At 65.7% G+C, this 20,878-nt stretch carries 20 protein-coding genes; 13 read left to right on the top strand and 7 right to left on the bottom strand.

Translation table 11 applies throughout. The features are described 5' to 3' along the window. Positions 1 to 189: hypothetical protein (locus tag J9892_RS03590; protein WP_210537991.1), on the bottom strand; the 189-nt coding region annotated here is incomplete at its 3' end. 7 nt (positions 190 to 196) lie between these two features. Then, positions 197 to 1,102, bottom strand: a complete 906-nt coding sequence (locus J9892_RS03585) for a 1,4-dihydroxy-2-naphthoate polyprenyltransferase (RefSeq protein WP_048208975.1) — start codon at positions 1,100 to 1,102, stop codon at positions 197 to 199. Positions 1,103 to 1,312: 210 nt separating this feature from the next. Here J9892_RS03585 and J9892_RS03580 point away from each other — a divergent pair, with 210 nt between their 5' ends. The 8 genes from J9892_RS03580 to J9892_RS03545 all read left to right on the top strand — a co-directional run bounded on the left by J9892_RS03580 (position 1,313) and on the right by J9892_RS03545 (position 12,361). Continuing rightward, entirely contained in the window at positions 1,313 to 2,644 is a 1,332-nt protein-coding gene (locus J9892_RS03580) for an isochorismate synthase (RefSeq protein WP_043154006.1), read from the top strand. A 33-nt stretch (positions 2,645 to 2,677) separates the two neighbouring features. Further along, entirely contained in the window at positions 2,678 to 4,423 is a 1,746-nt protein-coding gene (gene menD, locus J9892_RS03575; protein WP_052815630.1) for a 2-succinyl-5-enolpyruvyl-6-hydroxy-3-cyclohexene-1-carboxylic-acid synthase, read from the top strand. Then, positions 4,413 to 5,177 (top strand): 2-succinyl-6-hydroxy-2,4-cyclohexadiene-1-carboxylate synthase, encoded by a 765-nt coding sequence (menH, locus tag J9892_RS03570; RefSeq protein ID WP_210537990.1) that lies wholly within the window; start codon positions 4,413 to 4,415, stop codon positions 5,175 to 5,177. Before menD ends, menH begins: the two co-directional genes overlap by 11 nt. A 4-nt stretch (positions 5,178 to 5,181) precedes the next feature. Further along, positions 5,182 to 6,030 carry a 1,4-dihydroxy-2-naphthoyl-CoA synthase gene (menB, locus tag J9892_RS03565; protein WP_010672740.1) on the top strand — a complete coding sequence of 283 codons (849 nt, stop codon included), beginning with the start codon at positions 5,182 to 5,184 and terminating at the stop codon, positions 6,028 to 6,030. After that, the gene (gene menC / locus J9892_RS03560; RefSeq protein ID WP_201872059.1) at positions 6,030 to 6,959 is read left to right on the top strand and encodes an o-succinylbenzoate synthase; all 930 of its coding nucleotides are present in this window, start codon (positions 6,030 to 6,032) and stop codon (positions 6,957 to 6,959) included. The genes menB and menC overlap by 1 nt, the downstream gene beginning before the upstream one ends. Positions 6,960 to 6,962: 3 nt before the next feature. Beyond that, complete coding sequence (gene menE / locus J9892_RS03555; RefSeq protein WP_161470170.1) at positions 6,963 to 8,363, top strand: o-succinylbenzoate--CoA ligase; 1,401 nt, start codon at positions 6,963 to 6,965, stop codon at positions 8,361 to 8,363. Positions 8,364 to 8,539: 176 nt separating this feature from the next. Beyond that, positions 8,540 to 11,287 (top strand): collagenase, encoded by a 2,748-nt coding sequence (locus J9892_RS03550; protein ID WP_052815627.1) that lies wholly within the window; start codon positions 8,540 to 8,542, stop codon positions 11,285 to 11,287. 156 nt (positions 11,288 to 11,443) lie between these two features. Beyond that, on the top strand, positions 11,444 to 12,361 hold the full coding sequence (locus tag J9892_RS03545; RefSeq protein ID WP_039039782.1) for an ElyC/SanA/YdcF family protein: 918 nt from the start codon (positions 11,444 to 11,446) through the stop codon (positions 12,359 to 12,361). 48 nt (positions 12,362 to 12,409) lie between these two features. On the opposite strand, the gene J9892_RS03540 is transcribed toward J9892_RS03545, so the two are convergent. After that, the gene (locus J9892_RS03540; RefSeq protein WP_069785467.1) at positions 12,410 to 13,024 is read right to left on the bottom strand and encodes a superoxide dismutase; all 615 of its coding nucleotides are present in this window, start codon (positions 13,022 to 13,024) and stop codon (positions 12,410 to 12,412) included. Positions 13,025 to 13,047: 23 nt separating this feature from the next. Further along, the gene (locus tag J9892_RS03535; RefSeq protein WP_029313599.1) at positions 13,048 to 13,473 is read right to left on the bottom strand and encodes a hypothetical protein; all 426 of its coding nucleotides are present in this window, start codon (positions 13,471 to 13,473) and stop codon (positions 13,048 to 13,050) included. A 306-nt stretch (positions 13,474 to 13,779) separates the two neighbouring features. Between J9892_RS03535 and J9892_RS03530 the strand changes: the two genes are divergently transcribed. Continuing rightward, positions 13,780 to 14,691, top strand: coding sequence for a triacylglycerol lipase (locus J9892_RS03530; RefSeq protein WP_161470169.1), 912 nt, complete (start codon positions 13,780 to 13,782; stop codon positions 14,689 to 14,691). Beyond that, positions 14,688 to 15,428 carry a lipase secretion chaperone gene (locus tag J9892_RS03525; protein WP_161470168.1) on the top strand — a complete coding sequence of 247 codons (741 nt, stop codon included), beginning with the start codon at positions 14,688 to 14,690 and terminating at the stop codon, positions 15,426 to 15,428. The genes J9892_RS03530 and J9892_RS03525 overlap by 4 nt, the downstream gene beginning before the upstream one ends. Before the next feature lie 54 nt (positions 15,429 to 15,482). On the opposite strand, the gene J9892_RS03520 is transcribed toward J9892_RS03525, so the two are convergent. From J9892_RS03520 to sgrR, 3 genes are read right to left on the bottom strand one after another with little or no spacing between them, the layout of a single operon-like run. Next, complete coding sequence (locus J9892_RS03520) at positions 15,483 to 16,196, bottom strand: hypothetical protein (protein ID WP_010672732.1); 714 nt, start codon at positions 16,194 to 16,196, stop codon at positions 15,483 to 15,485. A gap of 30 nt (positions 16,197 to 16,226) precedes the next feature. Then, on the bottom strand, positions 16,227 to 16,622 hold the full coding sequence (locus J9892_RS03515) for a thioesterase family protein (protein ID WP_210537989.1): 396 nt from the start codon (positions 16,620 to 16,622) through the stop codon (positions 16,227 to 16,229). Between the two features lie 35 nt (positions 16,623 to 16,657). Beyond that, entirely contained in the window at positions 16,658 to 18,412 is a 1,755-nt protein-coding gene (sgrR, locus tag J9892_RS03510) for an HTH-type transcriptional regulator SgrR (RefSeq protein ID WP_210537988.1), read from the bottom strand. Between the two features lie 100 nt (positions 18,413 to 18,512). Between sgrR and J9892_RS03505 the strand changes: the two genes are divergently transcribed. From J9892_RS03505 to J9892_RS03495, 3 genes are all read left to right on the top strand, one after another. Then, positions 18,513 to 18,689: a hypothetical protein gene (locus tag J9892_RS03505; protein ID WP_080988754.1), complete on the top strand. Its 177-nt coding sequence runs from the start codon at positions 18,513 to 18,515 to the stop codon at positions 18,687 to 18,689. Positions 18,690 to 18,828: 139 nt separating this feature from the next. Further along, positions 18,829 to 20,097, top strand: coding sequence for an O-acetylhomoserine aminocarboxypropyltransferase/cysteine synthase (locus J9892_RS03500; protein ID WP_210537987.1), 1,269 nt, complete (start codon positions 18,829 to 18,831; stop codon positions 20,095 to 20,097). A 108-nt stretch (positions 20,098 to 20,205) separates the two neighbouring features. Next, positions 20,206 to 20,835 (top strand): glutathione S-transferase, encoded by a 630-nt coding sequence (locus tag J9892_RS03495; RefSeq protein ID WP_042864523.1) that lies wholly within the window; start codon positions 20,206 to 20,208, stop codon positions 20,833 to 20,835. Positions 20,836 to 20,878 lie beyond the last annotated feature (43 nt).

Raw genomic sequence — 20,878 nt, 5'->3', positions numbered from 1 at the left:
TGACGGTATAACCTGGCCAGAAGGAGGCAATATCAATATGATGCACGGCGACAGCAGGGTGATGGTGGTGGTGTGTTTGGAGACAGCCAGTTTACCAGCACCCTGTCTGTCAACTTCCACTTCCCCAAGATCCCGCGAAGAACCAACAAAAAGGGCTCCCGTTCGGGAGCCCTTTTCATTGCCAAACACGTCGGCCTCAGGTGAGCGCCAGCCCGGTAGAGAGCAGCAGGCTGAACAGAAATGCGCTGATGGCGGTCTTCTTGAGGGCGCCGGTCAGCACCTCGCCATCGAAACTCTCTCGCAGGGTGCGGGCGGCATCGGTGAGGGGCTTCATGGCGGGCAGGAAGATCCAGGGCCAGAGGCTCGCAGGCTGGGTCAGCAGGAAGGCGATGGTCGCCAGCAGCGCCGCCCCCAGCAAGACCCAGTGATAGGCGATGGCCCGGTTGCGGCCAAGGCGCACCGCCAGGGTGATCTTGCCGCTGGCGGCATCGGTCTCGATGTCCCGCACGTTGTTGATGTTGAGCACGGCAGTCGCCAGCAGGCCGCAGGCGGTGGCGGGCAGCAACAGATCCCACTCCAGGCTATGGGTGAAGAGGTAGTAGGAGCCGAGCACCCCCAGCAGGCCGAAGAACAGGAACACCGAGATGTCCCCGAAGCCGCGATAGCCGTAGGGGCTCTTGCCCACCGTGTAGGTGATGGCCGCGACGATGGCCGCTCCCCCCAGCAGGATGAACGTCAGGATCTGCTGCCACGCCTCCCCGAAGGCGCAGACCAGCAGGGAGAGGCCGCTCACCACGGCCGCCAGGGCGGTCAGCCCCATGGCCACACACATCTGGTGCCGGGTGATGAGGCCGGAAACCACGGCGCGCTGGGGACCGATCCGCTCCCCGTTGTCGGCACCGGAGACCGCATCGCCATAGTCGTTGGCCAGATTGGAGAGAATTTGCAGCAGGATGGCGGTCAGCAGGGAGAGTCCCATGATGGTGCCGTCGAACGCTCCCCGGCTGGCTGCCAGCCCCGAGCCCAGCAAGATGGAGGAGCACGCCAGGGGCAGTGTTCGCAAACGCGCCGCCAGCAACCAAACAGAGAAGGTATTTGTCATATTGTGATGGCCAAACAATCAGATATTGATCGTGTTAAGGGTTATCGAACCGGATTTAGGTATACTTGGCTGCGCGGGGGCGTCGGCTCCCCCGGGCAATTTACATGGACGAATGGGCAGATAATATATAGGAAATCGTCGCCCTTTGGCATCAACCTGCGCCATCCTCCCCCGGAGCGATCGCGATTATCCGGCTCAGACTAGACATCCATGTTGGCTCAGACCCACCTCAAGCAACAACTGGACGCCCTGCGTCACAGTACTGTCAGCGGTTTCGTGCGACTGCGCGTGGCCGCTCACGTCGACGTCTTTCCCGGCTGGTTGGCGGCCCAGACGCTCTACCCCCGCATCTATTGGCACGCCAGAGGGCAACAGAGCCCGGAGTACGTGGCGCTTGGCGCCATCCACGAGCTGACGCGGCCGGAGGATATCCAGCGGGTCTGCGACCTTGCCGGCACGGCCAGTGAAGACAGCCCTCGCTACTACGGTGGCCTGGCGTTCGACCCGGATCTGCCCGGCTGGCAGGGTTTTGGCCCCTGCCGCTTCGTGCTGCCCCGTATCGAACTGGTACGCCGGGGGGAGTGCACCAGCCTCTGCCTCAATCTCTGGCTGCCCGCTCGGGAAGAGGGTCACGCATTCGAAGCCGAACTCTGCGCCGCCGAGGCGGCGCTCGATGCCCTGCAACCCGAGGCCCCTCTGCCCGCCCTGCAAAAGCGGCCATGGCAGCGCCAGGACCTGCCGGGCCCTGCCCAGTGGCAGACCCTGGTGGAGCAGGTCACGGCCCCCGACTTCCAGGCCCGCACCCCCAAGGTGGTGCTGTCGCGGGAGAGCCTGCTCCAGAGCGAGGCGCACGATGCGCCCCTCTGCCCCTGGTCCCTGCTGACACAGTGGGCCCGCCACGCCCAGGAGTGCTTCCACTTCGGCTTCCAGTTCTCCCCCGAGCAGAGCTTCATCTCCTGCTCCCCCGAGCGCCTCTACCGCCGGGAGAAGGGCCACCTCTTTACCGAGGCGCTGGCAGGCACCATTCGCCGTTCCGGGGATGAGGCGACCGACGCGGCCCTGGCCGCCGAGCTGCTGGCCGACAGCAAGAACCGGCTGGAGAACCGGCTGGTTCACGCCGACATTCTCAGCCGCCTGGCCCCCCTCACGACCGATGCCACCCTGACCGAGCCGCGCATTCTGAAATTGCGGCTGCTGCAACACCTCAAGTGCGACATCGAGGCCGAGCTCAAACCCGGCGTCTGCGACTGGCAACTGCTGGCTGCCCTGCACCCCACCCCCGCCGTGGGGGGCGCCCCCCGCGAGGCGGCGCTCGCCTTCATCCGTGAATGCGAGCCCCATGATCGCGGCTGGTATGCCGGTGCCTGTGGCATGCTGAGCCGGGAGACCTCGGAGTTCTCCGTCGCCATTCGCAGCGCCCGGATCAGGGGCCCGCGCATCAGCCTGTTCGCCGGTGCCGGCATAGTGGCGGGATCGGAGCCCGCCGCCGAGTGGGCCGAACTCGACAACAAGATCGCCAACGTGCTCTCCCTGCTGGGATAGCGTTTCTTACCGACTCCTCACTGCGAGAGCTTCATGTCCGCCAGCCACGTGTCCGCGCATCACGCCTTTGCCAGCCATCACGCCACCTTCAACCATGTCTGGTCCTCCCTCTTGCTGGAAGAGCTCTTTCGCCTCGGCGTGCGTGACATCGCCCTGGCCTCCGGATCCCGCTCGGCGCCGCTCACCATGGCCGCCGCAGCCCACCCGGGCTTTCGCCGCCATCTGCACTTCGACGAGCGGGGTCTGGGCTTCATGGCGTTGGGGCTGGCCAAGGGGAGCGGCCGCCCGGTGGCGGTGATCATGACCTCGGGCACCGCGGTGGCCAACCTCTGGCCCGCGGTGGCGGAAGCCCAGCTCACCGGGGTCCCGCTCATCATTCTCTCTGCCGACAGGCCACCCGAGCTCATCGACAACGGGGCCAACCAGGCCATCGATCAGCCGGGGATCTTCGGTCGCTACCCCGTCTATCAGCAAAATCTGCCGAGCCCCACTCCCGCCATTCCGGCGGCCTTCGTGCTGAGCTCGGTGGATCAGGCCCTGGCCCGACAGGCGCACACCCCGGGGCCGGTGCACTTCAACTGCATGTACCCCGAGCCCCTCTATCCCGGCGATACCTACCTGGACTTTGCCGACTACCTGGCGCCTCTCGGCGACTGGCTGCACTCGGCCAAGCCCTGGAGCCCCTGGCTGGCGGGCGAGCCGGGCTGCCCCGCCCAGCCGGACTGGGAGGAGCTGAAGGGCAAGCGCGGTGTCATCGTCGCCGGACGCATCCAGGATCCGGTGCAAGGCAAGGCGGTGGCCGAGCTGGCCGACCGCCTCGGCTGGCCCCTGCTGGCAGATCTGCAAAGCCAGATCCGCTTCGATGATCGCAACCTCGTCCACACGGATCTCGCCCTGCAACACAGCGACTTCGTGGCCGAGCTGGCCCGCGCCGAGGTACTGCTGCAATTCGGCGCCCGCCTCATCTCCAAGCGCCTCGGCCAGTTCATCAAACAACACCCCTGGCAGGATTACTGGCTGGTGGACCCGCAGCCGGCACGCCTCGACCCCGACTACCGGCTGCGCCGTCGCCTGGTGTGCGACCCCGCCGCCTTTGCGGCTACCCATCCAATCCCCCATTCGCAGCAGCCCTGGCACCAGTTGGCCGCGCGCCAGCAGGCTATCAGCCAGCAGATCCGCACCGCCTGTGATCGCTTCTCGGAGCTCGGGGTGTGCCACCGCCTGAATCAGCTCATCCAGGGTCAGTTGTTCGTCGGCAACAGCATGCCGGCCCGGCTGATGGACATGCTGGGCGAGGTGGGCAAGGGCCCCAGCCGGGTGATGACCAACCGCGGCGCCTCCGGCATCGATGGCCTTATCGCCACCGCATACGGCTTCGCACAGTCGGTCCCGCCTGACAGTCGCGAGCCCACCACCCTGCTGCTCGGGGATCTCAGCGCCCTGCACGACCTCAACAGCCTGGCGCTGCTCGGCAAGGGGAGCCGCCCCCTGGTGGTGATCCTGCTCAACAACGACGGCGGCAGCATCTTCCGCATGCTGCCTGTGCCCACCCAGGACGCCCTGCTGGAGACCTACTACTGCCTGCCCCACGGCCTGCACTTCGAGCACGCCGCCGCCATGTTCGGCCTGCACTACCGGGCCCCCACCACCCTCGACGCATTTGAGCAGGACTATGCCGCAGCCCTGAAAAACGGGGTAACCCTGATTGAAATCAAGGTACCGAGCAGTGAAGTCGCCGAGGATCTCAAAGCACTGGGAGCCGCTATCCGTGGTCTCTGATCCCGCCGTGCCGCTGGTGCTGCTGCACGGCCTGCTGGGGGACGCCGACGACTGGCGACCTGTCATCCAGGCCCTGCCCGGCGTCCCGTGCCATGCCCTGGATCTGCCGGGCCACGGCCGCAACCGGGCACTGCGGGTGAGCGGCTTTGACGAGGCCCATCGCTGGCTCTGCGACGAGCTGACCGCGCTGGATATCGCCCACTACCGGCTGGTGGGGTATTCGCTGGGGGGGCGGCTCGCGCTTCATCACGCCAGCCACTCCCCGGCGGGGTTGCAGGCCCTGCTGCTGGAGAACTGCCACCCCGGGCTGCCTGCCGGGGAACGTCCGGCCCGCATCGCTCACGATGAAGCCTGGGCCCGGCGTTTCGAGTGCGAGCCTCTGACCCGGGTGCTTGCCGACTGGTACCGCCAGGGCGTCTTCGCCGACCTGGACGACGATGCCCGCACCCGCCAGGCCGCACGCCGCCTTGGCAACGACGGCAAGGCCATGGCCGCCATGCTGAGGGCCACGTCCCTGGGGCGGCAGCCGGCTCTCGCCCCCTGGCTTCGGGATACCCGGCTGCCGGTGCAGTGGGTCTCAGGCAACCGGGATCACAAATTCCATGCCCTCGCTTGCCAGTTGGTCAAGCAAGGCTGCAATATCAAACACTTGGCTCTGGATGGCGGACACAATCTGCACACAAGCCAGCCCGATACCTTTGCCCGGCTCCTGCGGGAGTGGGCTCATCAACCAGAAGAGAAGATCCATGATTGAAGCAATGACGGAAGCCGAGCTCTATGCCCCTGTCGAGTGGCACGACTGCTCCGCCGGTTACGAGGACATCCTCTATCACAAGTCCCCAGAGGGCATTGCCAAGATCACCATCAACCGTCCCCAGGTGCGCAACGCCTTCCGCCCCCGTACCGTGAAAGAGATGCTGCAAGCCCTGGCCGATGCCCGCTACGACGACAAGGTCGGCTCCATCATCCTCACCGGCTTCGGCGAGAAGGCCTTCTGCGCCGGCGGCGACCAGAAGATCCGCGGCGACTACGGTGGCTATAAGGACGATGAAGGCACCCATCACCTCAACGTGCTCGACTTCCAGCGTGACATCCGTACCTGCCCCAAACCCGTGGTGGCCATGGTGGCTGGCTACGCCGTCGGTGGCGGCCACGTGCTGCACATGATGTGCGACCTGACCATCGCCGCCGACAACGCCCAGTTCGGCCAGACCGGCCCCAAGGTGGGCTCCTTCGACGGCGGCTGGGGCGCCTCCTACATGGCCCGCATCGTCGGCCAGAAGAAGGCTCGGGAGATCTGGTTCCTCTGCCGCCTCTACGACGCCAAACAGGCCCTCGACATGGGGCTGGTCAACACCGTCGTGCCCCTGGCCGAGCTGGAGCGTGAAACCGTGCGCTGGTGCCGCGAGATGCTGCAACACAGCCCCATGGCCCTGCGCTGCCTGAAGGCGGCCCTCAACGCCGACTGCGACGGCCAGGCCGGTTTGCAGGAGCTGGCAGGCAATGCCACCATGCTGTTCTACATGACCGAAGAGGGTCAGGAAGGGCGCAACGCATTCAACGAGAAACGCCGTCCCGACTTCTCCAAATACAAGCGGAATCCCTGATGACACTCGCCCTCTACCGCTACCAACTGCCCTTTACCCAGCCCCTGGCCTTTCACGGTCAGTTGCAGGTAGCGCGCGAGGGCCTGCTGGTACGCATCGACGATGGCTGGGGGGAGATAGCCCCCCTGCCAGGATTTTCCAAAGAGACCCTGGCCGACGCCCAGGCCGAGGCCCTCGACTGTCTGGCGCAGCTGGCGCGGGGACAGACCCCGACGCCACAGCTGCCCTCGGTGCAGTTCGGGCTCGACTGCGCCCGTCGTAGCTGGCCCGAGCAGGGTGCCCCCCTGCCCGAGCCCTATCCGCTGATCCAGGGCTCCCCCCAGGAGCTGCTCAAGAACTGGAAGCAGTGGCTGCACGAGACCCCCCTCAAGGCCAAGCTGAAGGTGGCCCGCTACCCCATGCGCGACGAGCTGGCGCTAATCCGGCTACTGCTCGATCGGCGCCCCAACCTCAAGCTGGTCCTGGACGCCAACCAGGGCTGGACCCGCGAGGAGGCCTGGGCCTTTTGCGGCCACCTGGATCCGAATCGCATCGAATACCTCGAAGATCTGTGCGCCGACTTCGAGGACATCGCCTTCGTCGCCAGCCGCACCGGCATGCCGGTGGCGCTGGACGAACTGCTGGCCCAGGGCAAGCCCTGGGAGCCCATCCCGCAACTGCGCGCCCTGGTGCTCAAGCCGACCCTGCTCGGCGCCCTGGCCAACAGCGAGGCCCTGGTGGCCCGCGCTCGCGAACTGAAGCTCAAGGTGATCGTCTCCTCCTGTTTCGAGTCCGGTCTCGGCCTCGGTCAGCTCGCCCGCCTCGCGGGGGAGTGGGCGCCGGATCAGGCCCCTGGCCTCGATACCCGCCGCTGGCTGGCCAGGGATCTGCTGGACAAGCAGGGACAACCCGATCCGAGCAGGATGGACCCCCTGTTTCACCGAGACTGATCCATGGTGACCCGTCAGATCCCACGGCAGGAAACCTGCCCGGTACGACGCTGGGCGACACTGGCCCCTCATCGTATTGCCATCCACAGCGGGGAGCCTCTTAGCTACCAGCGCCTCGACCTGCGCCTCAACAGCCTGTGCAATCAGCTCGCCCGGGCCGGGCTGGAACGGGGAGATCATCTCGCCGCCGTGGTGCGCGGCGCTCTGGAGGATGTGTTGCTGGCCTGGGCCTGCGTGCGCAGCGGTATCGTCTTCTGCCCCCTCAATCCCGCCTTTCCGGCAACCAGACACAGCGAACTGGCGAGCCAGCTCGAGGCCCGGGCATTCTGGTCGGCAGGCGAGATCCCGGCGGGCGACTGGCAAGCCCTCAGCCTCGACTTCACGGGCGAGCTGGCCGCAGATGGGGAGTCCCCGCTGGTACCCGACCAGCCGAACAACATGATCCTCACCTCGGGATCCAGCGGTACCCCCAAGGCGGTGGTCCACCGCCTCGCCAACCACCTCGCCTCGGCCCGGGGTTCCGCCACCCTGATCCCCCTGGACGAAGCCTGCGGCTGGCTGCTCTCCCTGCCACTGTTTCACGTCGGCGGTTACGCTATCCTGTTCCGGGTCTTCCTGGCAGGAGCCGCCCTGGTGCTGGACGATCGCACCCGGCCCCTCAAGGCGCGGCTCGAGGATCAGCCCATCACCCACCTCTCGCTGGTGCCGACCCAGCTCTGGCGCCTGCTGGCACAGGGGTTCGACCCATCCCGCACCCGGGTGCGAGAGCTGCTGCTCGGGGGCGCCGCCATCCCGGCGCCCCTGGTCAACCGGCTGACCGCTCTGGGGCTGGAGCCCAAGGTGAGCTATGGACTCTCCGAGATGGGCAGCCAGGTCTGCACCGGGCAACCCTGCGCCGCCGGCGTGGTGGGTCGCCCGCTGCCGGGGCGGGAGGTCTGCATCCGCCAGGGGGAGATCTGCGTGCGCGGTGAGACCCTGTTTGCCGGCTATTTCAGGGAGGGCGAGCTGGTGCGCCCCCTCGATGAAGAGGGCTGGTTCCACACCCGGGACAAGGGCCGCCTCACTCCGGGGGGCGATCTGGTGGTGGAGGGTCGGCTCGACAACCTCTTCATCTCGGGGGGGGAGAACATCCAGCCCGAGACCATAGAGCAGCGGCTGGTGGATCACCCCGCCGTGGCCCAGGCCCTGGTGGTGCCGGTGCCGAGCGACGAGTGGGGGCATAGGCCCGCCGCCTTCATCGACTGGCATGGCGAACCTGTCCCCCCTGCCGAACTGGCCGCCTGGATCAGGCTGTCGTTACCCGGCTTCATGGTGCCGGACCAGTGGCATCCCTGGCCGGATCTCGGCGGCAATCTGAAACCCTCCCGCACCCTGCTCGCCCGCAGCTTGCGACAAGAGGAGTGACGCCTCCCCCATATGGGGCGGAGTCCTTGCTATCAACACAGCCCCCTTTGGGGCTGTTTTTATGTTGTTTGCTCCCGAATGCATCATTTCGCTGCGCCATCTGGCCAATTGATATTCCTTTGGAGCCCAATACCCTCTCTGGTCCCCACGCCTCTCCATCCACCAAAGGGATCATGATGAAGCACCTCTCTCCCCGGCTGCTGCTCCTGGCAGCCCCAAGCCTGCTCGCCACTTCGGCGCTGGCCAACTACTCCCCCTCCGACTGGCAACAGTATCAACTCAACGGTGAATCCAGCCGTCAGCTGGGGGATCGTCTCACCGAAGTGACCTTTGAACTGAGCGCCCACAGCAGCGACGCCCCTTATCAGCAGTTGAGGGTGTATCGCCGCTTCGACTGGCGCGATGCCAACCTGGCCGCGCTGGCAGAGCAGCAGTGCGGCGAGCCGCAACTCAAGATCGAGCAGGGCTGGCAGATCCGCTACCTCAGCTGTGAAGAGGTGGTACCGGCCGGCAAGGCCGTCCCGGCCAGCAGCTATGACTATGGCTACGGCATGAAGCAGGGCCGCTGGGAGCCGCTGGCGGGCACCCCGACCGCGCCGCGTCAGGATCGTCTGCCGCTGGCTGAACGGGTCATTCTGGGTCACAGCGAGCAGGAGCTGGATCGCTGTGAGCTCAACGCCGAAGGTCGCTGCGCCGAGCAGGCATGGCAGTACCAGCCGCAAAACTGGCAGCAATTGAAGGCGCTGGAAGAGACCCCCAACGAACGGGATGGTCGCCTCGAGCAGATCTTCTTCCGCCTGCAGCCCATCGCGGGCAGCCAGGCCGCCAAACAGGTGAGCGAGCTGCACGTCTGGCGCCAGTACACCTGGCTGCTGGACGAGATCAAGGCCCAGCAGGAGTGCGATGAACCCCAGACCCACCAGGAAGGGGACAAGACCATCAGCTACCGGGTATGCCGTCAGACCCTGCCCGCCGGCAGCGAAGTGCAGGTGGTCTTGAAGGACACAGGCTATCAATACCCGGTGGGGGGCAGCGAATGGCAGACCCTGCCGGAAACAACCGAGTGGCAGGAGAGCCGGGTGCTCAACCGCCCCATCGTGCTGGCCAGCAAGGAAGAGCAGATCGACTGTCGCCGTGCCGACGGCCGCACCTGCTCCGAGCCGGATCTGCCGGGCACCGAACTGCTGGACGCCGAAGCGGCCAAGATAGTGCAGGATGCCAGTGGCCAGCCCGCGCCGGTCTGGCAGGAGAACTATGGTCACGATGACACCAAGCTGCTGGCCGTGTCGCGCGGCATCCAGAGCCTGCTGGCGGCCAATCAGCCGGCCCATCCGGCCATGAAGCTGCTGCTGGAATACGTGCGCGCCCACAACTACCACAACTACGGCAAGCACAAGGAAGACGGCCCGGCCGCCGCCGAGGCGCTGGCCGAGGCGTTGACGGCGCTGGGTGCCCATCCGCTGCTCTTCCCGGAGCAGGCCAGCGACGAGATAGGCGCCGTCATGGGTGCCTGGAGCATCGCCCTGCACGGCCAGTTCAAGAGCCCGGCAGTGCAGAGCCGCTTTGGCACCCTGCTCGGCGAGTTCAACCAGATGCTGGCCTACAGCACCCGCCATGCCAGCGAGATCAACGGTCAGCACGCCTGGGCAACCGGCCTGTTCGATCTGCTCAACTTCCTCGACTTCGCCAGCGACTACAGCGACCCCTTCGCCAACGACTTTCGCCAGCAGGATGGCGAGCTGCGCAAGCAGCTGCACGCCCTCGCCATGAGCGAACTCGCGTTGTGGCAAGGAAGGGATGGCGCCGATCTGTTCCTGCTCAACAACGTGCTGGATGCCTACACCCGTCTCTACCGGGTCGCCCGCTATACCCGCCCGGACGAGCTCGACGGCTACCGCAAGCTGCTGGATGACTCCGTCATCGCCCTTGTTCGCCACCACGACCTGATCCCCGGTGGTCAGCAGAGCCAGGATCTGCTGGAAGACATGTCACTGACCCTCTCCACCTACTACCTGACCTACACGGACCGCACCAGCGAAGCCTGCATCAGCGGCGACTTCGCCGGTCTCTGCACCCCTGTCCGGGTGGAGGACGTGCTGCCGTTCGAGCATACCTGCTCGCCGACCCTGCGCCTGCGGGCCCAGGATCTGACCATGAGCCAGGCCGAGGGGATCTGCCGTGAACTGGGAGCCGAAGAGCAGCAGTTCCACCAGCAGATGGAGACCGGCTGGCAGCCGGTGGCGGACGATCACAACGAGGCGCTGGAACTGGTGATCTTCAACTCCTCCGCCGACTGGAAACGCTACGGCAGTGCTCTGTTTGGCGGCGTCTCCACCGACAACGGCGGTATCTACCTCGAAGGGGATCCGACGCGCCCCGGCAACCAGGCCCGCTTCTTCGCCTACGAGGCGGAGTGGAAGCGCCCAGCATTCCAGGTGTGGAACCTGCGCCACGAGTACGTGCACTACCTGGACGGCCGCTTCAACCAGTACGGCAGCTTCGGCCACTACCCGCTCAACCGCACCACCTGGTGGTCGGAAGGGCTGGCGGAGTTCGTCGCCCACGGCCAGTGCTTCGCCCGCGGTCTGGACAACGTCGCCGGCCGCCCGGCCAACGACCGTCCGACCCTGGCCGACATCCTGCATCTGGATTACGACAAGGGCGGCGAGATGGTCTACTCCTGGTCCTACACTGTGCACCGCTTCCTGAATGAGACCGGTCGCAGCGCCAGCTGGCTGGCCATGGCCCGGGCCCTGCGAGGCCCGGATCGAGAGCAGGCCATGAGCGCCTTCGAAGCCGAGCTGGACCAGCTGATTGCCAATGACAGCGAGGCCTACCAGCAGTGGCTCGGCCGCGAGCTGCTGCCCTGGTGGGAAGCCAACAAGGACTCCGACGAGTGCAAGGCCAACGACTCTTCCCACTGAGAACGAGACGGCTATGACAAGGGGCGGCCATGGCCGCCCCTTGTTTATGGCGCCGTTTGATAAGCCCGGGATCCTGGCGCGCGCTGCGACAACCTCTGCCCGAGTGAGCCCCTGCGCCGCCATCAAACCTGACGCGCCACAACAACTTGTAATAGAATGACCCCCTGTCTTCTCTTACTTCAGACCCGAACCGCACCGCGCATGAAGAAGTTTGCCAAGATCCTGCTCGCCTGCCTCTGCCTGTTGCTGGCCTCCATCGCCGCCCTGCTTGGCTACAGCGAGTGGACCGTCTCGGACGCCCGTCACTACACCTACGACGACGTCAACGCGGTGCCCTACAACCGGGTCGCCCTGGTGCTCGGCACCTCCAAATACCTGATTGGCGGCAGCCCGAACCACTACTTCAAATACCGGATCAAGGCCGCCGCCGAGCTCTACAACAACGGCAAGGTGGACTACATCCTGGTCTCCGGCGACAACGCCACCGTGCAGTACAACGAACCGCGCCAGATGCGGCGAGCCCTGATCCAGGCCGGCATTCCGGCCAACGCCATCTACAGCGACTACGCCGGCTTTCGGACTCTGGACTCCATCGTGCGGGCAAAGGAGGTGTTCGGTCAGGCCCACTTCACCGTGGTCTCCCAGGCCTTTCACAACGAGCGCGCCATCTTCATCGCCCGCCATTTCGGCATCGAGGCGGTCGGCTTCAACGCCGTGGATCCCAGCGCCTATCAGGGCATCAAGACCCGGGTGCGCGAGGTGTTCGCCCGCCTGATGGGGCTGCTGGACCTCTACGTGCTGGACAAGGGTCCCAAGTTCCTCGGCGAGCCCATCGTCATCGGCGGCCCGGTCCCCTGCCAGGCGTTGAGCACCATAGGGGCAAGCCAGCCCTGCCTGCCCATTGCACCGCCCCCTCATCAGCCGAAGGCCAAGCAGGCAACGGCCGTGAGCGCGGCAACAGCCACCAGTGCAGCGGCTGCAACCAGCGGTGCACCAGCCACCAGCGCAGCCGTGCCGAGCGAAGCAACACCCGTGGATAATCCGGCTGCCAGCAGCGCGCCGACCCCTCAATAGCAGAGACCCGCCAACAGGCGGGTCTCTTTCATCAGGTGAAATGGGGCGTCAGGCCAGCGCTGCCACATAACGCCGTGCCACCTCATCCCAGTCGATCACGTTGTAAAACGCGGCTATGTAGTCGGGACGCTTGTTCTGGTACTTGAGGTAGTAGGCATGCTCCCACACATCCAGCCCGAGTATGGGGGTGAGCCCCTCCATCAGGGGGCTGTCCTGGTTCGCGCTGCTCACCACCTGCAACTTGCCGCGCCCATCGACCACCAGCCAGGCCCAGCCGCTACCAAAACGGCTCAGCGCCGCCTGAGTAAAGGCCTGCTTGAAGGCCTCCAGCCCACCCAGATCCCGCTCCATCGCTGCGGCCAGCTCGCCGTCCGGCTCGCCGCCGCCCTGTGGACTCATCACCTGCCAGAACAGGCTGTGGTTGGCGTGGCCGCCGCCGTGATTGCGCACCGCCCCCTGAACCTGGGCCGGCAGGCTGTCGATACGGGCAAGCAGCGCCTCCAGCGGCAGAGCAGCCAGCTCCGGCAGATCGGCCAGGGCTGCATTGAGGTTGGTGACATAGGTCTGATGGTGACGGCTGTGATGGATCTCCATGGTCTTTGCATCGATATGGGGTTCCAGTGCGTCATAGGCGTAAGGAAGGGCTGGCAGGGTATGGCTCATGTTCATTGTCTCTCCTGTTGGGCTCAATGCAGTTGATGGGCAGAGCCGGTCTGACACAGACATTGACCCAGGCTGCGCTGGATGCCGTCGTGATGACCGTGTTTGCCCAGAAAGGCGAGCAGCTCGGTACGGGTGCTGCGGGCGTGGCGAACAGCCGCCTCCCGCAGGGCAGCGGAACTGGTGGGGGACTGGCTGGTGGCTAGCAGGCAGTCGTGGATGTGACACAGCAGGTCGGCGGCCCGATCCGGCAGGGTCATGGCCACTAGCAGATCCGCCAGGTTGTGATGGGCCACCACCAGGGCCGCCACCGCTTCGTCGGCATCGTGCCAGTCGGCAAACTGCTGGCGGGCAAGCCACAGCGCCTGCTGATAGCAGTCGAGCGCCCTGGCGTACTCCCCCGCATCGAAATGACGGTTGCCACTCAGGGTCTGCGCCTTCCAGTGCGCCATGCTGCTGTCCGCTCCGGTGGTACCGACCCACCCCTTCACCCAGGTTCCCGTCATGACTCGATCACTCAAATGATAATAATTATTATTTAACTTATTTAATGAGCAGACACAAGGAATAGTTGGTGCCGCCTTTTTTGCCCATATGGGTAGGGTTTTTCTGCAATCCCCGGTTTAGTGATCCCACCCACAGATACATTTGAGTTCAGCCACCATGCTGCCGGTACTGGCATGAGGCCGGTGGCTGCCCCGGTGACGACCCCCGGTGACGACCAGAGTGCAGCCGGTTTTTTCACAAGGACGGTGAAGATGAAAAGATGGCTATTGATGCTGTTGTGCGCCCTGCCCATGCTGGGTCAGGGCGCCGGTTATACCCAGACCCGCTACCCCATAGTGCTGGTGCACGGTCTGTTCGGTTTCGACAAACTGCTCGGAGTCGATTACTTCTACGGCATCCCCCAGGCCCTGACCCGGGATGGCGCCAAGGTTTACGTGGCCCAGGTCTCCGCCACCCAGAGCTCGGAGCTGCGCGGTGAACAGCTGCTCAAGCAGGTGCAGCAGGTGCTCGCCATCACGGGGGCGGAGAAGGTGAACCTCATCGGCCACTCTCACGGTGGCCCCACCATTCGCTACGTCGCTTCGGTCGCCCCCGAGCTGGTCGCCTCCGCCACCAGCGTGGGCGGGGTCAACCATGGCTCGGAGATCGCCGACCTGGTGCGGGCCAAGGTGACGCCGGGCTCGGCGGCCGAAGGTCTGGCGGTGGCCGCCGCCTCGGCCCTGTCCGGGGTCATCTCGCTGCTCTCCGGGGGCAGCCAGCTGCCGCAGGATCCCCTCGCAGCCCTCGACGCCCTCACCAGCACCGGCGCCCAGCGCTTCAACCAGCGCTATCCGGAAGGGCTGCCGAGCCAGCATTGCGGCGAGGGGCCGCTCCTGGCCGACAACGGCGTCTACTACTTCTCCTGGAGCGGACGCGGCACCATGACCAACATCCTGGATCCGGTGGATCCGGCGCTGGCGCTGACCGGCAGCTTCTTCAAGGAGCCCAGTGACGGCCTGGTCGGGGTGTGCAGCAGCCACCTCGGCAAGGTGATCGGCACCCACTACCGCATGAACCATCTGGACGAGGTGAACCAGTCGTTCGGCATTCGCCACCTGCTCGAGACCGACCCGGTCAACCTCTATCGCCAGCACGCCAACCGCCTGCAGAGGCTGGGACTATGAACAGGGCATGGCTGATGGCCGTTCCGATGGCGGCGGCCCTGCTGCTGGGGGGCTGGCAGTATTGGACCTCCGCTGACGCAACCGCCCCTTCGCCGCAACATGCCGGGCCCGCTTCCCCTCTGGTCAGGCAGGCCGCACCGCCGTCGGACAAGGGCTCGCTGCAGGCCCGCCATAAAGCCTTTCTCGCGGCCGAGGGCAACCTGACGGTGCCGGCGGATCCGGGCCTGGCCAGCTTGCAGAAGCTGTTCGACGAGCGCGAACATTTGCGCAGGCAGCGCTTCACCCCGGTCGAGCAGGAGCAGCTGTTTGCCGAGGACAGGCTGATGGAGCAGTGGACCCTGCGCCGCAAGGCGCTGGCGGAGGCCAGCGATGCCGACAAGCCGCTGCTGGCGAGCGAGCTGGAACTCTGGCTGGCGGAGCAGCCCCAGTGGTTTCGGGAGGCGGAGGCCAACAGCCGCCTGCTCGGCGATCTGCAGGCTCTGGAACAACTCCCCGCAGCCGGGCGTGACGCCGCACTGCGCGAACAGTTGGGACCGGAGGCGGCAGATCGATTGCACCAGCTGGCAGAGAGCCAGCAGGGGTTCGAGCAGCAGCTGGCCGGCTATCTGGCCGAGATCAGGCCCCTGCCTGCCGAGGCCCGTGCCAGCCAGCAGCCGGAGATCCTGGCACGCTGGTTCGAGCCCGGTCAGTGGCGACGGGTGGAGGCCCTCACCCGGCTCACCCTGGGCGAGCAGTAACCGGCATGAAAAAGGGGCCCGCAAGTGGGCCCCCATTCTTTGACGCTGCCGCCCTTACTGCGGCTTGTTGGCACCCGGCAGCGGCTGCCAGGTGAGACGAGTCACCCGGTTGCCCTGCACCTCGCAGGTGAGGCAGAGATCCTGCCACCCCTTCTCCTGGCGCAGGGAGACCTCTCCCTTGATGCCCTCTGCACTCCTCTTGAGTTTGGCCGGCTCGAAGGTCACCTTGTCACCTCCGGCGAGCGCCATCAGCTTGCCATTGCAGAGCCACTGGGCGAGCTCGGCCCCCTTGAGCTTGACGCCCCCCTTGTCAGCCTTCTCCTCGGCGGTGCTCGGTGCAAACAACCCGCCCAGCTCGGCCGCCCGTCTGGTCAGCCAGGCTTCCCGCTGCTGCATGCTCATCTTGCTGACAAACTCCGCAGGCTGCCCCTTGTCGTCCAGCCATTGGGTCAGCTTGCCACTGTCATCGAAGGCGAACTGAGCGGCGGGCTCCTTCACCCCGAACAGCTTGCCGCCCTTGAAGTAGTAACGGCTCTCCCCTTCCTGTTTGCCCTGCTCGTTCAGGATGGGCACGGCGATGATGACGGGCGTGCCGTCGACCCAGGCCTTGATGTCAACGCCATCGTGGCTGAACAAGCGGGTATCGAGGGCGCTGTCGGCCCCCTTCTCCATCAGGGTGAACTGCTCGGCCAGGGAGGCGGCGAATGAAGGCAGGGAGCAGAGTCCCAGTCCCAAGCCGAGGCTCAGGGCGATCGCGGTTGTGCGCATAAGTGTCCTGTGGTGGGCCCGAAGGCCGGATTAACTCTCTACCAGCCAGACCCTCAGTCCCTCCCGGTGAGCCTCGCTCAAAGGGATGGACTGCCGGGTCCGGTAGTCAAAATGGATCAGGGTCGTCTCGGCGGTCACCGCCAGCTCGCCGCCCTGCCAGGCTTCCTGCCAGAGCGTGAAGGAGCTGGTACCGATACGCCGCACGCCGGTCTTGATCGACACCATCTGGCCATACAACAGCTCCCGTTTGAATTGCACCGTGTAGCCCGCGATGATCAGATGCCAGTCATGCACATCCAGCTCAGGCGAGAAGAGGCGAAACAGGGGATCACGGGCCGATTCAAACCAGACCGCCGGCACCGTGTTGTTGATGTGGCCGAGGGCGTCCGTCTCTTGAAAACGGGGTTGGATCTGCATTTCCAGCATGGATGTCGACTCCTTGTCGTAGGACCGCGCACAGGCTAGCGCGCCAACCCGTCCGACTCAAGCGTCCCTGCCTGGGGGTGAGAGCCACCGCCGGTTTCCGGCTCCTGCGCCACCTGCTCGGGCTTTAACCAGGCGCAGCGAAAATCGAACCAGCCAAGGGCCGTCATGCGCACACCGTGCACGCCGACCCGGCTCTCCAGCTCCAGCCAGTGATGAAACAGCGGCACGAACCAGCTCTGGCGCTGCACCTCGGCCAGCAGGGCGCGGGGGCCGGGCTCTTCACCATGGGCGCGCCACTGCGTCAATCCCTGCCACAGGGCCTGCTGGCCGCCCCACACCCGGCGCAGCAAGGGGGTGCCCTGAAGCCAGGCGTAAGGGGCGAAGGCGTGCTCATGCTCCAGGTTGAGGGTGCCGAACCAGAGATCCACATCTTCATCCTCCCCGCTCACCCAGCGCCCGTAGTCCAGGGTACGCACCTCGAGCTGGATCCCCTGCTCTGCCAGCAGGCTGCTCATGGCGCTGGCGCACTCGTTGAACTCCAGATGCTGGTTGAAGCAGGCCAGTACCAGCCGCGCTGGCAGGCTGACCGGGCCGGGCTCGGGAAGAGGCAGGCTCTCGCGCCAGTGGGGCAGGAGACCCAGCGCGCTGGTCCAGCCCCGCTGCAGCTCGGGCGCCACCCGGGCCATCAGGGCGATGGGGTTGAGCAGCCGGGTCAGCCACTGGCGCAGGGCCGGGTCCTGCAGGGGGGCCGATCTGTCGTCCTGCAGCAGGAAGTAGCAACCGGATTCCAGTTCTGACTCCCCGCGCATGGAGCCAAGCTCCGGGGTGTCGCTGCCCAGCCTGACGTGGCTCTCCAGCCGCTCCGCCAGCTCCGGCAGCATCCAGATGTCGATCTCGTCGAGCAGGGCCCGGAGCCCGAAGTAGTCGTCAAATGCTTCGAGGCACAGGTGCAGGGGATCGTTGGCGCTCACCCGATAGGGGCCGGTGCCCACCGGCTGCAGGGCGAAATTCGCCTCCCCCTTGAGCTCCCGTGGCAGGATGGCCGCCACCGGCTCGGCCAGCAGGTGCGGCAGCAGAGGATCCGGGCTGTCGAGATGGATGTCCAGGGTGCGCGGCCAGCGGCTCTCCAGCCGTGCCAGATGGGCGAACAGCGGGCGATCCCGCAAGGCCTGCAGGCTCTCCATCACATCCTCCACCACCAGTTCGCGGCCATGGTGAAAACGCACCACGGGGCGCAGATAGAAGCGCCAGTGACAGGGGGCCAGACACTCCCAGTAGTGGGCGAGATCCCCCTCGATTTCCCCATTTTCCTCGTTTCGCCGGGTCAGACCGTTGAAGATCTGGCGGCTCAGGTGAATTTCGGAGCGACGCAAGGGCGCGGTGGGCAACAGACCGGGCAGGGGCCGGTAGTAGGGCACCCGCAGGATCTGGCGCCCCTCCCGGGTGGCCTGGCCGAGCTGCTCGATGAGCAGCGGGGTGAGCAGATCCAGGCGATCTTCGGCCAGCCGCACCGCCTGCGCCAGCTGGCCCTGACTCAGCAGATCCCGCAATCGGCGCCGGGTCAGGCTCTCCTGGTTGTCCAGCAGGGTGAGGCGGGAGCGCCGCCCCCGCCCTGCCTCCGCCGTCCAGCACAGCCAGCCCTGCCCTTCCATGCGGCGCAGCAGCAGGCGGGCGTTGCGCGGGGTGCAGCAGAGCAGGTCCGCCACCTCGGCGAGGCTGATTTCCCGCTCGTCGCAGCCAAGCTGCTGGGCGAGCCGTTGAAATTGCTGATAAAGGCGGCTAGTAGGCATAAAAGAGGAAATCCTGTCTCTGAAAGTCATCAGTTTTTACTTCCGTATTTTAGCTCAATACTGCTGGCGAACGTGAGAACCACTGCACAGGAGCACCATCATGAGCCACGCCAACCCCCTCAAACCGAACCGGATCCAGCAAACCCTTCGTCGCTACTTCCTGAGGATCCTGCCCCGCCCTCTGACGCTGGTCGAAGATCCCATGGTGCAGCTCAACCGCCTGATGCAGTGGGACATGCACCAGATAGACGACAGGGAGTATCGCCGCCGTCTCTGAGGTCGCCGTCACAGGCTCCATCCGGTCACCGCCATCCCCCGGCATTGCTTTGCCGGATTGGGTGGTTTACATCGGCGCTGGGCCTGATAGATTGGACGTCTATCCATCCATAATGGTGACATCCAACAAGGAGTGTGTGATGAAAGATGCGACCCTGGCCCTGCACCACGGCTTTGCCAACGACCCCACCACCAAGGCCGTTGCCGTGCCCATCTACCAGACGGTGGCCTACGAGTTCGAGAGCGCCCAGCACGGGGCGGACTTGTTCAATCTGGCGGTGCCGGGGAACATCTACACCCGCATCATGAACCCCACCAACGATGTGCTGGAGCAGCGGATGGCCGCGCTGGAAGGGGGCATCGCCGGCCTGGTGGTCTCGGCGGGCTCCGCCGCCATCACCTACGCCATCCAGGCGCTGACCGCCGCCGGTGACAACATCGTCTCCACCCCCCAACTCTATGGCGGCACCTACACCTTGTTCGCCCACATGCTGCCGAGCTTCGGGGTCGAGGTACGCTTCGCCAAGGATGACAGCGCCGAGGCCATCGCCGCCCTCATCGATGACAAAACCAAGGCGGTCTACTGCGAGAGCATCGGCAACCCGGCCGGCAACATCGTCGACATCGCCGCCCTGGCCAAGGCCGCCCACGCCCGCGGCGTGCCGCTCATCGTCGACAACACGGTCGCCACTCCGGTCTTGTGCAAACCCATCGAACACGGCGCCGACATCGTGGTGCACAGCCTGACCAAATATGTCGGCGGCCACGGCAACTCCCTGGGGGGCGTCATCGTCGACTCGGGCAAGTTCCCCTGGGCGGATCACGCCGAGCGCTTCCCCCAACTGACCCAACCCGAGCCTTCTTATCACGGGGTGGTCTACACCGAGGCCTTCGGCCCGGCGGCCTTCATCGGCCGGGTGCGCACCGTGCCGCTGCGCAATACCGGCGCGGCGCTGGCGCCCATGAACGCCTTCCTGCTGCTGCAGGGGCTGGAGACCCTGAGCCTGCGCATGGAGCGCCACGTGGACAACGCCCTGCGGGTCGCCCATCACCTCAGGCATCACCCCAAGGTGGCCTGGGTCAGCTACGCCGGTCTGCCGGGTCACCCCCACTACCCGCTGGCGGAGAAGTACATGGCCGGTCGCCCCTCGGCCATCCTCTCCTTCGGCCTGAAGGACGGCTACGAGGCGGGCGTGCGCTTCTACGATGCCCTCAAGATCTTCAAGCGGCTGGTCAACATCGGCGACGCCAAGTCCCTGGCCTGCCACCCCGCCTCCACCACCCATCGCCAGTTGAGCGAAGAGGAGCAGGCCAAGGCTGGAGTGAAACCTGAGATGATCCGGCTGTCGGTGGGGATCGAAGCCATCGAGGACATACTGGCGGATCTGGATCAGGCGCTGGAGGCCTGAGTCAATCGACGAAGGAGCGGGCACCACGCCCGCTCTTTTTCATCCATAAGTGAACCTGCTGCCGGGGCGCTGCGTATCACCGCCTTCCGTCACTGCGTCGAGGTTTTCATGATAGTCCTGCACCACCTGAACAAATCCCGCTCCCAGCGCATCATCTGGCTGCTTGAAGAGCTGGGCCTGCCCTACCAGATCAAGGCCTACCAGCGCGATGCCGCCACCTTTCTGGCGCCGCCCGAGCTCAAGGCCGTCCACCCCCTCGGCAAGTCGCCGGTCATCGAGTTTGACGGGCGGGTGCTGGCGGAATCCGGTGCCATCACAGAGTACCTGATCGCCCGCCACGCCCCGGACCGGCTGGCACCGGCCGCCGACAGCCCGGAGTATCCCGAATACCTGCAGTGGCTCCACTTCGCCGAGAGCTCCGGCATTCTGCCGCTGCTGCTCGACATGTTCGTGCGCAAGGATGGCAGCCCGATGCGCTTCCTGCCGGACTACGCCAAAGCCGAGTGCGCCAAGGTGCTGGGTTATCTCGATGAGGTGCTGGCAAACCGCCGTTACCTGGTGGCCGATCGCCTCACCGGCGCCGACATCCTGAACTCCTTCCTGGTGGATCTGCTGGCCCAGAGCGGCCAGCTGGCCCAGTTCCCCCACCTTGAGGCCTACTGGCAGCGACTCAACACTCATCCGGCACGCCAGAAGGCGGCGGCGCTGGAGCGCGAGCTGGACCGCAGCGCCGAATAAACGGCGGTGCCCCGGTGACACCCTGCAAAACGCCCCGATGATC

It is taken from the genome of Aeromonas sp. Prich7-2, from assembly GCF_017939255.1.
Classification (GTDB): Bacteria; Pseudomonadota; Gammaproteobacteria; order Enterobacterales; family Aeromonadaceae; genus Aeromonas; species Aeromonas caviae.
The sequence above is the reverse complement of the archived record's forward strand: the minus strand, read 5'-3'. Positions and strand labels throughout refer to the sequence as shown.

What these genes read in the sequence shown, in the direction of transcription:
- J9892_RS03545 (WP_039039782.1), top strand. Translation starts at nt 11,444, where the DNA reads ATGACCCCCTGTCTTCTCTTACTTCAGACCCGAACCGCACCGCGCATG.
- J9892_RS03500 (WP_210537987.1), top strand. Translation starts at nt 18,829, where the DNA reads ATGAAAGATGCGACCCTGGCCCTGCACCACGGCTTTGCCAACGACCCC.
- J9892_RS03550 (WP_052815627.1), top strand. Translation starts at nt 8,540, where the DNA reads ATGAAGCACCTCTCTCCCCGGCTGCTGCTCCTGGCAGCCCCAAGCCTG.
- J9892_RS03540 (WP_069785467.1), bottom strand. Translation starts at nt 13,024, where the DNA reads ATGAGCCATACCCTGCCAGCCCTTCCTTACGCCTATGACGCACTGGAA.
- J9892_RS03520 (WP_010672732.1), bottom strand. Translation starts at nt 16,196, where the DNA reads ATGCGCACAACCGCGATCGCCCTGAGCCTCGGCTTGGGACTGGGACTC.
- J9892_RS03505 (WP_080988754.1), top strand. Translation starts at nt 18,513, where the DNA reads ATGAGCCACGCCAACCCCCTCAAACCGAACCGGATCCAGCAAACCCTT.
- J9892_RS03585 (WP_048208975.1), bottom strand. Translation starts at nt 1,102, where the DNA reads ATGACAAATACCTTCTCTGTTTGGTTGCTGGCGGCGCGTTTGCGAACA.
- J9892_RS03535 (WP_029313599.1), bottom strand. Translation starts at nt 13,473, where the DNA reads ATGGCGCACTGGAAGGCGCAGACCCTGAGTGGCAACCGTCATTTCGAT.
- J9892_RS03525 (WP_161470168.1), top strand. Translation starts at nt 14,688, where the DNA reads ATGAACAGGGCATGGCTGATGGCCGTTCCGATGGCGGCGGCCCTGCTG.
- sgrR (WP_210537988.1), bottom strand. Translation starts at nt 18,412, where the DNA reads ATGCCTACTAGCCGCCTTTATCAGCAATTTCAACGGCTCGCCCAGCAG.
- J9892_RS03530 (WP_161470169.1), top strand. Translation starts at nt 13,780, where the DNA reads ATGAAAAGATGGCTATTGATGCTGTTGTGCGCCCTGCCCATGCTGGGT.
- menB (WP_010672740.1), top strand. Translation starts at nt 5,182, where the DNA reads ATGACGGAAGCCGAGCTCTATGCCCCTGTCGAGTGGCACGACTGCTCC.
- J9892_RS03515 (WP_210537989.1), bottom strand. Translation starts at nt 16,622, where the DNA reads ATGCTGGAAATGCAGATCCAACCCCGTTTTCAAGAGACGGACGCCCTC.
- J9892_RS03580 (WP_043154006.1), top strand. Translation starts at nt 1,313, where the DNA reads ATGTTGGCTCAGACCCACCTCAAGCAACAACTGGACGCCCTGCGTCAC.
- menE (WP_161470170.1), top strand. Translation starts at nt 6,963, where the DNA reads ATGGTGACCCGTCAGATCCCACGGCAGGAAACCTGCCCGGTACGACGC.
- J9892_RS03495 (WP_042864523.1), top strand. Translation starts at nt 20,206, where the DNA reads ATGATAGTCCTGCACCACCTGAACAAATCCCGCTCCCAGCGCATCATC.
- menC (WP_201872059.1), top strand. Translation starts at nt 6,030, where the DNA reads ATGACACTCGCCCTCTACCGCTACCAACTGCCCTTTACCCAGCCCCTG.
- menD (WP_052815630.1), top strand. Translation starts at nt 2,678, where the DNA reads ATGTCCGCCAGCCACGTGTCCGCGCATCACGCCTTTGCCAGCCATCAC.